Annotated in this window: 17 protein-coding genes and 1 riboswitch; of the genes, 14 read left to right on the forward strand and 3 right to left on the reverse strand. The window is 45.8% G+C overall.

All coding sequences use genetic code 11. From position 1 onward, the window contains the following. Nucleotides 1-56 precede the first annotated feature (56 nt). Together bioD and bioA are read left to right on the forward strand one after the other, a co-directional pair. On the forward strand, nucleotides 57-788 hold the full coding sequence (gene bioD, locus QYG89_RS10625; RefSeq protein ID WP_404317040.1) for a dethiobiotin synthase: 732 nt from the start codon (nucleotides 57-59) through the stop codon (nucleotides 786-788). Next, nucleotides 766-2,085 carry an adenosylmethionine--8-amino-7-oxononanoate transaminase gene (gene bioA / locus QYG89_RS10630; protein WP_404317043.1) on the forward strand — a complete coding sequence of 440 codons (1,320 nt, stop codon included), beginning with the start codon at nucleotides 766-768 and terminating at the stop codon, nucleotides 2,083-2,085. Before bioD ends, bioA begins: the two co-directional genes overlap by 23 nt. 260 nt (nucleotides 2,086-2,345) lie before the next feature. Here the strand turns inward: bioA and QYG89_RS10635 are convergent, their stop codons facing one another. Next, nucleotides 2,346-2,519, reverse strand: a complete 174-nt coding sequence (locus QYG89_RS10635) for a hypothetical protein (protein WP_404317045.1) — start codon at nucleotides 2,517-2,519, stop codon at nucleotides 2,346-2,348. A 210-nt stretch (nucleotides 2,520-2,729) separates the two neighbouring features. Then, a riboswitch (cobalamin riboswitch) is annotated at nucleotides 2,730-2,874 on the forward strand. 202 nt (nucleotides 2,875-3,076) lie between these two features. On the opposite strand from QYG89_RS10635, the gene QYG89_RS10640 reads away from it, so the two are divergent. From QYG89_RS10640 to QYG89_RS10695, 12 genes are read left to right on the forward strand one after another with little or no spacing between them, the layout of a single operon-like run. Continuing rightward, nucleotides 3,077-4,138: a FecCD family ABC transporter permease gene (locus QYG89_RS10640; protein ID WP_404317047.1), complete on the forward strand. Its 1,062-nt coding sequence runs from the start codon at nucleotides 3,077-3,079 to the stop codon at nucleotides 4,136-4,138. Further along, nucleotides 4,135-5,607 carry an adenosylcobinamide amidohydrolase gene (locus QYG89_RS10645; protein WP_404317049.1) on the forward strand — a complete coding sequence of 491 codons (1,473 nt, stop codon included), beginning with the start codon at nucleotides 4,135-4,137 and terminating at the stop codon, nucleotides 5,605-5,607. The genes QYG89_RS10640 and QYG89_RS10645 overlap by 4 nt, the downstream gene beginning before the upstream one ends. After that, the gene (gene cbiB, locus QYG89_RS10650) at nucleotides 5,604-6,584 is read left to right on the forward strand and encodes an adenosylcobinamide-phosphate synthase CbiB (RefSeq protein ID WP_404317051.1); all 981 of its coding nucleotides are present in this window, start codon (nucleotides 5,604-5,606) and stop codon (nucleotides 6,582-6,584) included. The genes QYG89_RS10645 and cbiB overlap by 4 nt, the downstream gene beginning before the upstream one ends. Beyond that, on the forward strand, nucleotides 6,541-7,611 hold the full coding sequence (gene cobD, locus QYG89_RS10655) for a threonine-phosphate decarboxylase CobD (protein ID WP_404317053.1): 1,071 nt from the start codon (nucleotides 6,541-6,543) through the stop codon (nucleotides 7,609-7,611). Before cbiB ends, cobD begins: the two co-directional genes overlap by 44 nt. Beyond that, the gene (locus QYG89_RS10660; protein ID WP_404317055.1) at nucleotides 7,593-8,177 is read left to right on the forward strand and encodes a bifunctional adenosylcobinamide kinase/adenosylcobinamide-phosphate guanylyltransferase; all 585 of its coding nucleotides are present in this window, start codon (nucleotides 7,593-7,595) and stop codon (nucleotides 8,175-8,177) included. Before cobD ends, QYG89_RS10660 begins: the two co-directional genes overlap by 19 nt. After that, on the forward strand, nucleotides 8,174-9,037 hold the full coding sequence (locus tag QYG89_RS10665; protein ID WP_404317057.1) for a cobyric acid synthase: 864 nt from the start codon (nucleotides 8,174-8,176) through the stop codon (nucleotides 9,035-9,037). Before QYG89_RS10660 ends, QYG89_RS10665 begins: the two co-directional genes overlap by 4 nt. Further along, a complete protein-coding gene (locus QYG89_RS10670) occupies nucleotides 9,034-9,831 on the forward strand; it encodes an adenosylcobinamide-GDP ribazoletransferase (RefSeq protein ID WP_404317059.1) in 798 nt (265 codons plus the stop codon). The genes QYG89_RS10665 and QYG89_RS10670 overlap by 4 nt, the downstream gene beginning before the upstream one ends. Then, on the forward strand, nucleotides 9,789-10,415 hold the full coding sequence (locus QYG89_RS10675; protein WP_404317061.1) for a histidine phosphatase family protein: 627 nt from the start codon (nucleotides 9,789-9,791) through the stop codon (nucleotides 10,413-10,415). Before QYG89_RS10670 ends, QYG89_RS10675 begins: the two co-directional genes overlap by 43 nt. Beyond that, entirely contained in the window at nucleotides 10,367-10,813 is a 447-nt protein-coding gene (locus QYG89_RS10680) for a bifunctional adenosylcobinamide kinase/adenosylcobinamide-phosphate guanylyltransferase (RefSeq protein ID WP_404317063.1), read from the forward strand. The genes QYG89_RS10675 and QYG89_RS10680 overlap by 49 nt, the downstream gene beginning before the upstream one ends. Then, nucleotides 10,810-11,397, forward strand: a complete 588-nt coding sequence (locus QYG89_RS10685; RefSeq protein WP_404317065.1) for a cob(I)yrinic acid a,c-diamide adenosyltransferase — start codon at nucleotides 10,810-10,812, stop codon at nucleotides 11,395-11,397. The genes QYG89_RS10680 and QYG89_RS10685 overlap by 4 nt, the downstream gene beginning before the upstream one ends. After that, nucleotides 11,394-11,882, forward strand: a complete 489-nt coding sequence (locus QYG89_RS10690; protein WP_404317067.1) for an ECF transporter S component — start codon at nucleotides 11,394-11,396, stop codon at nucleotides 11,880-11,882. The genes QYG89_RS10685 and QYG89_RS10690 overlap by 4 nt, the downstream gene beginning before the upstream one ends. Continuing rightward, nucleotides 11,879-12,589 carry a hypothetical protein gene (locus QYG89_RS10695; protein ID WP_404317069.1) on the forward strand — a complete coding sequence of 237 codons (711 nt, stop codon included), beginning with the start codon at nucleotides 11,879-11,881 and terminating at the stop codon, nucleotides 12,587-12,589. Before QYG89_RS10690 ends, QYG89_RS10695 begins: the two co-directional genes overlap by 4 nt. A 19-nt stretch (nucleotides 12,590-12,608) precedes the next feature. Here the strand turns inward: QYG89_RS10695 and QYG89_RS10700 are convergent, their stop codons facing one another. Next, nucleotides 12,609-13,184 (reverse strand): beta-class carbonic anhydrase, encoded by a 576-nt coding sequence (locus tag QYG89_RS10700; RefSeq protein WP_404317071.1) that lies wholly within the window; start codon nucleotides 13,182-13,184, stop codon nucleotides 12,609-12,611. A 76-nt stretch (nucleotides 13,185-13,260) separates the two neighbouring features. Further along, entirely contained in the window at nucleotides 13,261-13,581 is a 321-nt protein-coding gene (locus QYG89_RS10705; RefSeq protein WP_404317074.1) for a thioredoxin family protein, read from the reverse strand. Nucleotides 13,582-13,636 lie beyond the last annotated feature (55 nt).

Here is a 13,636-nt window from a genome sequence, read left to right on the forward strand (position 1 = left end):
CATATGTTAACATATTTGTAAATATAGTTTACATATTTACAAGGGGGTTATTGCCGATGCCGGGATTTTTTATTACAGGTACAGATACGGATGCAGGCAAGACGATCACGACACTTTTGCTTGCTCATGGATTAATGGAACGGGGCGTTGATGCGATTCCATACAAGCCGGTGCAAAGCGGAGCAGAATGGAAGCAAGGGAAGTGGACGGCGCCGGATGCTGAAATGTACAAGCTTCTCCCAGAGGTGAAGGAAGATCAGCTCTATACATATTTATTTCAAAAAGCGAGCTCTCCCCATTTAGCAGCTGAAGAAGAGGGGACGACTATTGATGAAGCTGGATTGATTGCTGAAATTAACAGGCGTGCATCCGGTCAGCAGCTTTTACTCGCGGAAGGAGCGGGCGGATTGTATGTGCCGCTGAACCGTGAAGGAAGATGCATGATTGATGTAATGGAAGAAGTCAAGCTGCCAGTCATTATTGCGGCAAGAGCCGGGCTAGGGGCCATTAATCATACGATGCTGACGATTGAAGCAGTTATTAAAAGAAAACTGCCGATCGCTGGTCTCGTATTTTCAAGTACTGCACCTGGCGGAGAAGACATTGATCAGGATAACATCAAGGTTATTGGGCAATTATCGCATCTGCCGGTCATTGGGCATATTCCATTCATCCCAGATATTCATACTGCACTTAAAGAGAGTGATTACCGCTCCCAACTCGTGAAAGGTTGGAAATTCAATAGACTGATGGAGGGAATAAAGAATGGATACGAAACGCTTATATGAGATTAGTCAGAAGCATATGTGGCTGCCGTTTACACAAATGAAAGATTATGAAGAAGCCCCGCTCATTATCGAAAGCGGCGAGGGGATTCGGTTAAAAGATATTCACGGTAACGAATATTTAGACGGTTACTCTTCGTTATGGCTGAACGTGCATGGCCACCGCCGGCAGGAAATTGATGAAGCGATTAAAGCTCAGCTTGAAAAAATTGCGCATTCAACGCTGCTTGGCGCGGCAAATGTTCCATCCATCGAGCTGGCGGAAAAGTTAATTGAGCTTTCGCCAGAAAGGCTGATGCGCGTATTTTATTCAGACAGCGGAGCAGAATCGGTGGAAATAGCGATAAAAATGGCGTATCAATACTGGCAAAACAAAGGAGAAACCGAAAAGAAGAAGTTCGTAACATTGTCCAACGGCTATCATGGCGACACAGTGGGCGCGATCAGTGTTGGCTCAATTGACATTTATCATCGAGTATACAGTGCCCTTATGTTTGATTCATATGCAGTTCCATTTCCGTCGGGGGATGGGAAATCGTCACTTACGGCTATGCGTACACTATTTGAAGAAAAACATGAGCAGCTTGCCGGGCTTATCGTTGAATCAATGATACAGGGAGCGGGCGGAATGCACATTATGCCGCCTGGCTATTTGAAAGAGCTTGAGCGCTTATGCCAGGAGTTTCATATTTTACTCATTGTCGATGAAGTAGCGACAGGGTTTGGCCGTACGGGGAAAATGTTTGCCGTTGAACATGAAGGAGTCTCTCCGGATATTATGACCGTCGCAAAAGGAATTACCGGTGGATATTTGCCGATTGCTGCTACACTTACTACAGAAGAGATTTACGAGGCTTTTTATGCCGATTTCACAGAAATGAAAACTTTTTTTCATGGTCATTCTTATACAGGCAATCAGCTTGGCTGCGCGGCTGCTTTAGCGAACTTAGCTATTTTTGAAAAAGAGGGGCTTGTTGAACAGGCCGCCCGTAAAGCGGAATATATTCAAACGATATTGGCAGAATTAAAGGAACTGCCTCACGTTGGCGAAATCCGTCAGCTTGGTCTAATGTGCGGCATTGACATTGTGAAAGATAAAGAAACGAACGAGCCTTTTCCGTTTGAAGAAAGGGCTGCTTACCGGGCAACGCTGCGTATGCGGGAACTTGGGATGCTGACGAGACCGCTCGGTGATGTCATTGTATTTATGCCGCCGCTTGCTGCTACTTATGAAGAGCTGACTAAGATGGGTCAAATCATGAAGCAGGCCATCAAAGACATTCAGCTAGTTACTAAATAATTAATGGTATTCTATTATTAAAGAGAAAACAAGAAGGAGCTGTCTTAGACAGCTCCTTTACTTAATACTAAATCCGATGGCTTTCTTCTTTTCTTTAAGAAAGTTGAAACAATAATTTTTCACTAAGTTGATTGGAGTGGAAGGCACGAAGACTCCTGTGGGGGAAAGCGAAGTACCTAGAACGGAAATCAACAGACACGTGTAAAGAACCATACAAGGGATGCCCCTAGCAGTTATACTATTGGGGCACCCTTGTCATGTTATGAGTTGCGATCATGTGTGGAATCGTGATCAGGTAAATCATTGTAGTATTCGGGAATGTTGTCGATCCGAGTTGTATCGGAAGAGTCAAGTGACTGACGGAGGAAGTAGACGAGAGTGGATGCGATAAAAAGCAAGACAAATGCTAGTCCGATGACGGTAAACAGCCCCATGATAGACACTCCTTTCACTTGTGTTTGTTCTATATCTATTCTTTGAAACACGCATGTAAAACGGAATCATTGATTATGCTTCAAAAATTTTAAAACTTTTAGAATATCAATCCATTCATTTAAAAAGACTGGCAAGTGATTTTACTTATCTTCTACTTTAAAATGGCATGGAAGTCACGTTGTTTTCGTGTATAATAAGCTTGATAGGAAACTACATACGTTGAATCAGGTAAAGCTCGAGTGAGAAGAGCTTTTTAAAAGGGCAAGCTGATGAAAATCCAGCGCGGTCCCGCCACTGTAAGTGAAATGATGTCATTTTATAAGCCAGAAAACCTGCCTGATTTAAAACACTGATAACCTGCGCGGATGGGATGGTGTAGAAGCGGCTGCCGGCTCATTGCGCCTGTCTGCCCTTTTTCACTGCATCTCTTCATCGTGTAGAGGTGTTTTTTTAATGCCTATTTTTATCATTCAAAGAGAAGAGAGAAGGAACAAACTGATGAAAAATAAAGGGATGTATAGGATAGACACTTGTTTTGTTAAAGGAGTAGAGAAATTTGCCGAAACCATTTGTTCAGATGTTTTTCAGAAATAAAGTTTCGGCTTATTTATCAGCGTTTGCCTTTTTTACGATCGCTGTATTTGCCGGTATCTCCATTGGGACGATACACGTTCCATTTAAGGATATTGTCTTCCTATTGTCACACCATTTTTTCGGGACACCGCTGTATGGCATTGATTCTTCTATCGATAACATCGTCTGGCAGATCCGGTTTCCAAGAGTCTTGTTAGCCGGCCTTGTTGGTGCCTCTTTAGCGGTGGCAGGAGCTGCCTTTCAAGGGCTCCTGCGTAATCCGCTGGCAGATCCGTACACACTAGGTGTGTCATCTGGTGCTTCTGTTGGTGCGGTCATGGTGCTGTTCTTCGGCATTCAGCTGCCGTGGCTGACCGGCTTTACGCTGCCTATTGTCAGTATTGCAGCTTCCATCGTGACGATTTTTATAGTCGTTTTGTTTGCTCAATCGATTGAACGATCGTTTAAAGTGGAGACGATCATTTTGACAGGAATCATTTTTAGCTCTTTCTTGGGAGCGGTCATTTCTTTAATGATCGCCTTGACAGGTGAAGAGCTGCGGCAAATTATTGGCTGGCTGCTTGGTAGTGTATCGATGCGTGGCTGGGATTACATTGGAATTATTCTCCCGTTTTTTCTGGGAGGGACGCTGCTGTTAATCATTCATGCGCCCGAATTGAATGCGATGTCGTTTGGAGAAGAGAAAGCCCAGCATTTAGGAGTGAATGTCCGTCGGAAAAAATTGACAGTGCTGTTAGCCGGCTCGGTATTGACAGGGGCAGCTGTTGCTGTCTCCGGAACGATTGGCTTTGTTGGCCTCGTCATTCCTCATTTCATCCGTCTCATCTGGGGACCTGATCATCGCCATTTGCTGCCGTTGTCACTGTTAACGGGTGCCGGCTTTTTAATTTTGGCTGATCTTGTATCCAGGATCATTATCTCGCCGGCAGAACTGCCGATTGGGGTGATCACATCTGTTATCGGTGCACCAGTATTTGCCGTTATTTTACTTCGTAAACAAAGGAAAGGAAGAAGAGCAGCATGATTCAAGCAGAACAACTCACCGGCGGCTATAATGGCAAAATGATTGTTCACGAACTATCTTTTTCTGTGGGGGCGGGAGAGCTTTTTGGCATATTAGGACCAAATGGAAGCGGGAAGACGACGCTATTTAAAATGATGAGCGGCATCATCCCTACAAGCCGCGGGACACTATGGATTAACGGGAAAAAACTGCCGGATTACACGCCGAAAGAACTGGCAAAACGTCTCGCTGTCCTTCCACAAATGACCTCACAATCTTTTTCCTATACAGTGAAAGAAACGGTCTCCTTAGGGCGCTATGCTCATCAAAGCGGCTTCTTCCCAGTATGGAGAGCAGAAGACGAGCGGGCTGTGAGGCAGGCGATGGAACAAACAGGAACGCTGCAGTTTTCAGATGCTTCTCTTGAAGAACTGTCAGGCGGTGAGCGTCAGCGTGTTTTTCTCGCGCAAGCGCTCGCTCAGCAGCCAGAAATCCTGCTTTTAGATGAACCGACAAATCACCTGGACTTATCTTTTCAAAAAGAATTGCTTGATTTGTTAAAGAAAATGACGAAAGAAACGGGTTTAACGGTGATTTCGATCTTTCATGATTTAAATCTCGCTTCTCTTTATTGTGACAGATTGCTGCTCATGAAAGACGGAAAGATGCGCAGCCTTGGCAATCCAAGTGAAGTGTTAAAGGAGGAGCCGATTCAACAAGTGTATCAAACAGAGATCCATCAGCGTCCTCATCCAGAAGTGCCGAAGCCGCAAATGAGTATTCTCCCTGAGAAAACGAGGGAAGAGGACGAGGAAATAAAGATTGACCGCATGCATCTGAGGGAAACTGCGGAATTTATTGCACTTGATGCTCCCGCTCTATTAAAAACATTGTCAGCAGGCGTGGTTGGAGCGGGCTGGGGATGGCACCGCAGCTTCGTGAACCGCCATGTCGATAAAAATTACTGGCATGATTCCTATAAGGAAGATATGAGACAATTTCTCCGTGGGCACGGTTTCGATGTGAATGAAACGGTTGGCATGATGACCGCTGTGTATTTGCACACTGCGGCTTGCCGATTCGTAGAAATAGATGGAGTCTCAGTATTCTCGATTGTCACAGCTGGTGTTGGAAATGCGGTGGATGTATCGCGCTCTGTAGAACACGATCGCGCGTTTTCCCCTGGCACGATTAACATCTGGGTGTTTGCTAACGGACATTTATCGGAAGAAGCATTCGTACAAGCGGTGATGACTGCAACAGAAGCGAAGGTCAAAGCGCTGTTTGATAAAAAAGTGAAGGACCCGCTTACGAATTCGCAGGCGACCGGCACCTCTACGGATAGTGTATTAATTGCGGCTACCCAGCGCGGTCCGTGTCAGACGTTCGCTGGCACCATTTCACCGCTCGGCCAGGCCATTGGCAAAGCTGTTTATGAGTGTACGATGGAAGCATTGGAGAACAATGGGATAGGAGAGAGGGAAACATGATTCATCATCTTCTTGCTGCCGCTATTGCCTTTCTCATTGACCGTCTCGTTGGAGATCCGCCGCACCTTCCGCATCCTGTTCGATGGATCGGCTCCTTGATTCATAGACTGGAGCAGCGGTTAAACAAAGGGAGGAATCGGCGAATAAAAGGAATTCTCATGCTTCTTATTGTTCTTCTGCTAACAGGAGGCGTGAGTTTTTTATTGGTATTTGTTTTTTACCGCCTTCATCCCGCAGCCGGCATAGCAGCAGAAGCGGTGCTGATCGCTTCTGCCATTGCCTGCCGCAGCTTAAAAGAAGCTGGGCTCAGTGTGTATGAACCGCTGCAAAGAGGAGAGCTGCAGGAAGCACGTGTAAAGCTTTCTTATATTGTCGGCCGGGATACCGATCATTTGAATGAAGGGGAAATCACGAGGGGAGCGATCGAGACAATTGCTGAGAATACAAGTGACGGCGTGACGGCACCGCTTTTTTGGGCGCTGATCGGCGGTGCGCCGGGAGCGATGATGTACCGGGCGATTAACACGTGTGATTCGATGGTCGGTTATAAGAATGAACGGTATGAAGCGTTTGGCTGGGCTTCCGCTCGTTTGGATGATCTCGTTAACTGGCTGCCTGCCCGCTTAACCGGCTGGCTGATGGTTTTGTCTTTTCCAGAAAGTAAGTATCCGAGAAAACGAGTATGGCAGATCGTCCTCCGTGATGCGAAAAAGCATCCGAGTCCGAACAGCGGCTGGTGTGAAGCAGCTGTCGCTGGTCTGCTCGGCATTCAGCTTGGTGGTGTGAATACATATAAAGGCAGTGTTTCTCACCGTGCCAAAATGGGAGATCCTTTGAAAGAAAAAACAGCGGGAGATATCCTGCTTGCTAATCAAATTATGGAGCGGTCTTCTCTTTTATTCTTACTAATGATGTGGATAGGAGGCATTTGCTATGAATTGGCCCGCTCATGGTTCGAATCCGGCCCACTTATATGAACAATTGCAAATAGAACAGCCGGAATCAATCATTGATTTCAGTGTGAACGTGAACCCGTACGGCCCGCCGCAAGTGATAAAAGAGAAGTGGATGAGCTGGCTGGCGGATGTTTCTGATTACCCTGATCCTTACGGAAAAACAGTAACGAAGCAAATTGCACAGCATGATCAAGTGGATGAACATCAAGTCGTCTTAGGAAACGGCGCAGCAGAAGTGATCCAATTTCTCGGCCAATTATGGAGCCGTCAAAAAGTCATTCTTGTTCAGCCGGCATTTTCCGAATATGAAACGGCTTGTCGAGTGTATGAGTGTGAAATCGACTATTCGTTTGTCAATGAAACGGGCAGTCTTCCAGTCGATGAAATAGTCAACAAAGCACAAGGGGCTTCCGCTATCTTTATTTGTACCCCAAACAATCCGAGCGGGATTGCTTTTTCTACAAAAGAGATGATTCAGCTTTTGGAACAGCTTAAGAACAGCCGCTGCTACGTTGTCATTGATGAAGCATTTTACGATTTTGCCGGTTCATTTACGTTTGCCAGCTTACTTCATAAATACCCGCAGCTTATTGTGTTAAGGTCGCTCACCAAAATGTATGCGATTGCGGGTTTACGGATTGGTTATTTGCTCGCAAGCGAGGCGGTAGCAACACGAATCGCGCGCTTTCGTCCTCACTGGAATGTGAATGCCCTGGCTTTGAGAGCGGTAGAAGCGGTACTTACTGATTCTTCATTTGCTGAAAGATCACGACAAAAAATTGCAGAGGAACGAAATCGAATGTTTGAATGGTTGGAGAGGGAACAATTTAACTTTACCCGCTCGGTTGTTAACTTTTATTTGCTTCGTGATCCAGCGCTTGAAGACCAAAAACCGCTTTTGTTATTTTTATTGAAAAAAGGTATCATACTTCGCCATACATACAATTATCCGGGGCTTAACGGCAAATGGCTGAGAACAGCTGTTAAAACGAAAGAAGAAAACAATAAGCTGAAAGAGGCGCTAATTCAATGGAAAAAGCAAAGGTAACGATTATTCTTGGGGGCGTGCGCAGCGGAAAGAGCAGGGAAGCGGAAACAAGGGCGATCGTTGAGGCTGATAAATTGGAGGGGAAGCTTCATTATATAGCCTGCGGAAAAGTAACGGATGAAGAAATGAAAGCCCGTGTTCGTTCCCATCAACAGCAGAGGGAATCATCGGGACAAAAGTGGATAACGTGGGAGCAGCCTGTTGACATCGGTGCATTATCCGGTGGTTTCACGAAAAGGGATACGGTATTAATTGATTGCTTGACGACGCTGTTAACAAACGAGTGGTTTGCGGGTGATATGAACGAAGAGAGATGGGAACGGCCGGATTTTCATGCGAGTGTAAAAAATATCATTCAAACAGGAATCGGTGCGATTAGAAGATCCGCCGGGGCTGTCATCATCGTATCTAATGAATTAGCGTTTGAACCGATGGACAGCCCGCTCGTTTTTCATTATGCGAAAGCGTTAGGTGAACTTCACCAGTGGCTGATCAATGATGCGGAGAGCGCTGTGCTTATCGAGCATGGATATCCGATTGTAAAGAAAAAGGGGGCGGCAATATGAACGGCATTATGATCCAAGGCACGGCTTCTGATGTAGGAAAAAGCTTCATCGTGACCGCGCTGTGCCGTCTGCTCGTTCAAAAGGGGTTTCAGCCGGCGCCTTTTAAGTCGCAAAATGTAACGAACAACTCGTATGTGACTGGCGATGGCAAAGAAATAGGCACTGCACAAGTACTGCAAGCAGAAGCATGCAAAATCAATGTAGGTCCCGAAATGAATCCGATTTTGTTAAAGCCATCGGGATCTGGCCGTTCAGAAGTGATTTGGCTTGGTGAACGAATTGAGAGGATCTCGGGATTTACCTATCGCAAACAGTATTATGAGAAGGCGATCACAGTCATTAAACAGTCATTAGAGAGATTAAGCAGCAAGGCTGATTTTCTCGTTATTGAAGGAGCCGGCAGTCCGGTAGAAATGAATTTAAAGAAGAATGAAGTCGTAAATATGAAGGTGGCTGAGCTGGCGGATGTACCAGTCATAATGGTTGCCGATATTCGCCGCGGCGGTGTATTTGCCAGTATAGTCGGCACGCTTGAGTTGCTTGATCCATATGAACGTGCCCGTGTAAAAGGGATCATCATTAATAAATTTCATGGGGAGCCGGCATTATTTGATGAAGGGAAACAATGGATTGAGGAACGGACGGGCATTCCCGTGCTGGCTGTTCTACCTTATTTAGCCGACCATCAGCTGGAGGAAGAGGATGCTTTGGCAGGGGAAAGAAAGGTAGAAAAAGAACAAAAAATAATGAAAGACAAAGAAGAAACATATAATCAACTGGCTGACCATTTACAAAAGTATTTGGATTGGGAGCAGCTTCTTTCGATTATTGGCGGACATGTAAAGGAAAGCAGCGAATGAACTGGAAAATGTATGCAAACGGTTTTTTACTTAGCCTGCAATTTTTTTCTCTCGTACCGGTCAATCGTGAACTGCCGATAGATGCTCGTCATTTGCGGGCGTGTTTAAGGGTGTTTCCGCTCTTTGGTTTAGTGAAGGGTCTTCTGTATGGCGGTGTTTTTTGGCTGCTTCTTGAGCTATCGCCGCTCTCTCCCTTAGCGAATGCCTTTCTACTCTGGCTGCTGCCGATTATTTGGACGGGAGGCCTTCATTTAGATGGCTGGATTGATACGAGTGATGCGTTTTTTTCCTATCGGGACGTGAAGCGCCGCTTGGAAATATTAACAGATCCGCGGGTCGGTGCATTTGGTGTTCTTTCACTCATTGTCCTGCTCGCTTCCCGCTTTCTCTTTTTATATGAAATTGTTTTATTTGGAAACAGTCAGCTCGCCATTTTTGTTGGTCTTATTCCGTTTTACAGCCAGATGATCACCGGTTTGTTATTGAACGGCGTGAAGCCGGCTAAAGAGGAGGGGATTGCTTATTTTTTTCAACAGGGAAAAGATCGCCGTCTTGCTGTTAGATATGGTATATGGATTTTAGCCATTGGGCTCGTTACCTTCACCATGATGGGGGGGATCCAGACATTTCTCACGCTTGCTGCAGCGGCGGGTTTGTTTTTCCTGTTTGCCCGGCGGGGAGCACTTAAACATTTTGGCGGTATTACCGGGGACCTGCTCGGTGCTAGTTTGGAAGGAGCGGAATTGCTTTTATGGATGATCTTGTGGTTATTGGTCTCTATCGTCATGGTGTAACGATGGACAATGAACGGAAAGCCTTCAGCGGCTGGACGAATTCAATGTTAAGCGAGACAGGAAAAAAGAAGCTTCAGCTGATTCAGCCGCACATCCCTTCTTATGAAAAAGTGATCGCAAGCGATTTGCAGCGTTGTGTGGATACAGCGGCTATTCTTTTTCCTGATTCTATGATTGATAGGTGGCCGGAGTTTCGGGAAATGAATTTTGGCCGCTGGGAGGGAAAGGTTCACCGGGAGCTGGAGCATATGGAAGAATACACTACATGGATAAAAGATCCATTCTCGAATCCGCTGCCGGAAGGAGAAATGTATGCGCAGTTTAGCAGCCGGATCGCTGGTGGCTGGCGGAAGTGGCTCGATCATCTGATTGTACAGGGAATCAAGCGCGCTGCCATCGTTACTCACGGAGGCGTGATCCGCCATCTGTTGACAGAAGTGGCTCCCGAGAAAAAGGAATTTTGGGAATGGCAAACGGAAAATGGCCGGGGGTATGAACTGACTGGTTCAATTTCTGCGTTAAGGAGGGGTGAACGATGCATCTCATTACAGGCGGTGCCTTCAACGGCAAAAAGCAATGGGTAAAAAAAGAATATAAGTTAGAGGTGGTGCCCTATCGCTGGTATTCGTTTTATCAGACCGGTGAGCCGATAGAATGGACGGATCCGATCATCGTATTGGAAGGCATCGAGAGGCACGTCCGCCGGCTCGTTGAGAAAGAAGGAAGTTCCGAAGCAGCTCGCGTTGCGTGGAACAAGGAAGTGGCTGGATGGCTGGAGTGGGAAAAGGAAAAGCAAGACCGGCAATTGATTCTTATTGGCACCGATATGACGAAAGGGGTTGTGCCGGCGAACCCTTTTGACAGAATGTGGCGGGATGCGGCCGGCTGGTGTTTTCAAGATACTGCTTATCAAGCACAGCGAGTGATTCAAGTGTGGTATGGTTTGCCGCAAATAATAAAAAATGAGGAGGAAGGAAAATGAGATTATATACAAGAACAGGTGACAAAGGGGACACAAGCATTATTGGAGGACGTGTTGGGAAAGATCATATACGTGTAGAGGCTTATGGAACAGTAGATGAGGCGAACTGTTTCGTCGGCCAGGCGATGGCAGAACTTGATCCTGACAAGTTTCAAGATATTTTAGCTGATTTAGAAATAATTCAGCACGAATTGTTTGATTGTGGCGGTGATTTGGCCACTGTTGCGGGCAAGCGTCCTTGGAAACTGCAGTCCGAGTCAGTGGATGCGCTTGAAAAGAAAATTGATGAATACATTAAGGAAGCACCGGAGTTGGAGCGCTTTATTTTGCCAGGCGGATCCAAAGCATCAGCTTCTATTCATATTGCCCGTACCGTTACACGACGCGCGGAACGTCTCGTTGTGGCTTTAATGCGTGAGGAAGAAGAAGTGCATCCGGTCACGCTGCAATACTTAAATCGACTTTCTGATTATTTCTTTGCAATTGCCCGCGTCGTCAATTTCCGTCTCGGTGTCAAGGACGTAGAGTATGTCCGCAGCGCCAACGTCTTTCGAGATGGGAAGAGGAAGGAAGATAAGCAGTGAACGTAAAGAAAATATCATGGGTTGCATTATTTATTGCCCTGTCGGTAATCGGCGGGATGATCAAAGTACCGGGACCGGTTTCAAGCATAGCGCTTGACTCGTTTCCTGCGCTTTTAGCCGCAGGTCTTCTCGGGGCCGGGCCGGGGGCGCTTGTGGGTGCATTTGGGCATCTGATTTCTGCCCTCATCGGCGGTCTGCCGATGGGGCCGCTGCATTTGCTTGTAGCTGCTGAAATGGCGGTCGTCGTCTGGTTATTTGGTAAAATGTATGGATCAGGTAAAAGAATATTGGCTGTTCTTGTTTTTGTTCTTTTAAACGGTTTAGCCGCACCTGCTCCATTCATTTTGGTGATGGGCTGGCCGTTTTATGCTGGCGCCGCTCCAGCTATTACGATTGCAGCTGTTTTCAATGGGATTGTGGCAGCTGTTTTACTTCCGCGTGTTCTGCCAGTGTTTGAGAAGCGCTTTGGGCGTGTTCACGCATGAAGCGGGATGTCATTTATACAAATGGACTTGTCATCGCTGCTGATAACAGCGGTTCAGTTGGTGAAAAAAAGGGTGACACCGTACAAGCAGAATATGAAATGGTCGGCTATTTCTCTGCACGCGTGGCATTAATGGAATGTCTCGCAGCCGGAGGGGAACCGTTTGCCGCAGTCATTCACAACTTTGCTGGAGAAGAAGCATGGTCAAAATTAAGGGCTGGCATCGAGCAGGCGGCTAGGGAAGCAGAGTGTTCCATACAGATGACAGGAAGCACAGAAACGAATTTTACGATGAGCGAATCAGCTGCCGGCATTACAGTCATTGGAAGTCATGCGAGGCAAGTAGATGATTTTGACTGTGATTCCGTTTGTTATGGTGTGATCGGCAAGCCGCTTGTAGGCCTGGAAGTATTGGCTGAACCGCATGCTGTTGCTCCACTTTATCTGTTTCGAAAAGTGATTGAAATCGAGGGAGTCCGGAGTATTTTACCTGTCGGATCAAAGGGAATCCTTCATGAGTGGAGGATAATGAGTGGACATACAGAAATGAAGCAGGAGGACGTAGAGTGTTCGCTTGACATCGAAAAATCTGCTGGACCGGCAACTTGTTTTTTAGTCGGGTTTGATCGTACAGCAGAGAAAGCATTGAAAGTTATTTGTGCCGGATTATATAGCGAAATTAAACATAGCATGGTAGAAACAGACTAAGACAAAAAAGAAGCGTCTCTTAAAGAGACGCTTCTTTTTCATATCCATCTACTACAAGATCCAGTTCACCCGTTTCTGGATGAATCACAAGTCCATGCACGGGAATGTTAGGAACCATCAGCGGATGGGATTTCACCATATGTACGCTGTGTTGGACGCTCTCCTCTACGCTGCTAAAGCCTTCAAGCCATTGATCGACTTCAATTCCTGCGTGACGCAGTGTGTCAATCGTTTCTTGTTTGACACCGCGCTCTTTCATCGCATCAAACATTACATCACTTGACAAGGTGCTCATTCCACAATCATGATGGCCGACAATCAATACTTCGTCAGCCCGTAATTGATAGACAGCTACAAGCAGGCTGCGCATGATGCTCCCAAATGGATGATTGATGATTGCACCGGCGTTACGGACGATTTTTACATCGCCGTTTTTGAAGTTCATTGCTTTGGTTACTAGTTCTACAAGACGTGTGTCCATACAAGTTAAAATGACGACCCGTTTGTCGGGAAATTTGTCTGTTGTAAATTCCTCATACATTTTGTTAGTTACGAACTCTTTATTAAAGGATAATACTTCTTCTAATAGAGTCATTTGATAACGCTCCTTTCTTTTACAAAATATATTTTACATGATTATTGCTAAATTAAACATTTTGACGAATCAATTTTTATATAAGATCATAAATTTTTTTTATTTGATCGTTGAGATCTTCCATCGGAATAAATCGTGCTTTGCGAAACATTTCTTTTTGTTCCACGAAAAATAGAACGGCAGGAATGGTGAAAACGGAAAACGCTCCGGCTACTTCAGGGATGTCATCAGCATCCACATGAAAAGAGGAAATTTTTGGATAGTTCAGTAATAATTCTTCCACCTGCGGCAGCACGGCATGACAGACAGAACAGCTCCGACGGGAAATATAAAGCAGCACGATTGGATTCTTTTTTAAGTTCTCCTGCAAAACAGTCATTGTTGTTATTTGTTCCATGATCCATCTCTCCTTTTTCATTACTTTACCTATAGGGGCATATACAATCAAGTGA

Origin of the sequence: Bacillus lumedeiriae, from assembly GCF_044891285.1 — a bacterium.
Classification (GTDB): Bacteria; Bacillota; Bacilli; order Bacillales; family Domibacillaceae; genus Pseudobacillus; species Pseudobacillus lumedeiriae.

Coding starts and splice junctions, on each gene's coding strand:
- bioD (WP_404317040.1), top strand. CDS start 57: ATGCCGGGATTTTTTATTACAGGTACAGATACGGATGCAGGCAAGACG.
- bioA (WP_404317043.1), top strand. CDS start 766: ATGGATACGAAACGCTTATATGAGATTAGTCAGAAGCATATGTGGCTG.
- QYG89_RS10635 (WP_404317045.1), bottom strand. CDS start 2,519: ATGGGGCTGTTTACCGTCATCGGACTAGCATTTGTCTTGCTTTTTATC.
- QYG89_RS10645 (WP_404317049.1), top strand. CDS start 4,135: ATGATTCAAGCAGAACAACTCACCGGCGGCTATAATGGCAAAATGATT.
- cbiB (WP_404317051.1), top strand. CDS start 5,604: ATGATTCATCATCTTCTTGCTGCCGCTATTGCCTTTCTCATTGACCGT.
- cobD (WP_404317053.1), top strand. CDS start 6,541: ATGAATTGGCCCGCTCATGGTTCGAATCCGGCCCACTTATATGAACAA.
- QYG89_RS10660 (WP_404317055.1), top strand. CDS start 7,593: ATGGAAAAAGCAAAGGTAACGATTATTCTTGGGGGCGTGCGCAGCGGA.
- QYG89_RS10665 (WP_404317057.1), top strand. CDS start 8,174: ATGAACGGCATTATGATCCAAGGCACGGCTTCTGATGTAGGAAAAAGC.
- QYG89_RS10670 (WP_404317059.1), top strand. CDS start 9,034: ATGAACTGGAAAATGTATGCAAACGGTTTTTTACTTAGCCTGCAATTT.
- QYG89_RS10675 (WP_404317061.1), top strand. CDS start 9,789: ATGGATGATCTTGTGGTTATTGGTCTCTATCGTCATGGTGTAACGATG.
- QYG89_RS10680 (WP_404317063.1), top strand. CDS start 10,367: ATGCATCTCATTACAGGCGGTGCCTTCAACGGCAAAAAGCAATGGGTA.
- QYG89_RS10685 (WP_404317065.1), top strand. CDS start 10,810: ATGAGATTATATACAAGAACAGGTGACAAAGGGGACACAAGCATTATT.
- QYG89_RS10695 (WP_404317069.1), top strand. CDS start 11,879: ATGAAGCGGGATGTCATTTATACAAATGGACTTGTCATCGCTGCTGAT.
- QYG89_RS10700 (WP_404317071.1), bottom strand. CDS start 13,184: ATGACTCTATTAGAAGAAGTATTATCCTTTAATAAAGAGTTCGTAACT.
- QYG89_RS10705 (WP_404317074.1), bottom strand. CDS start 13,581: ATGGAACAAATAACAACAATGACTGTTTTGCAGGAGAACTTAAAAAAG.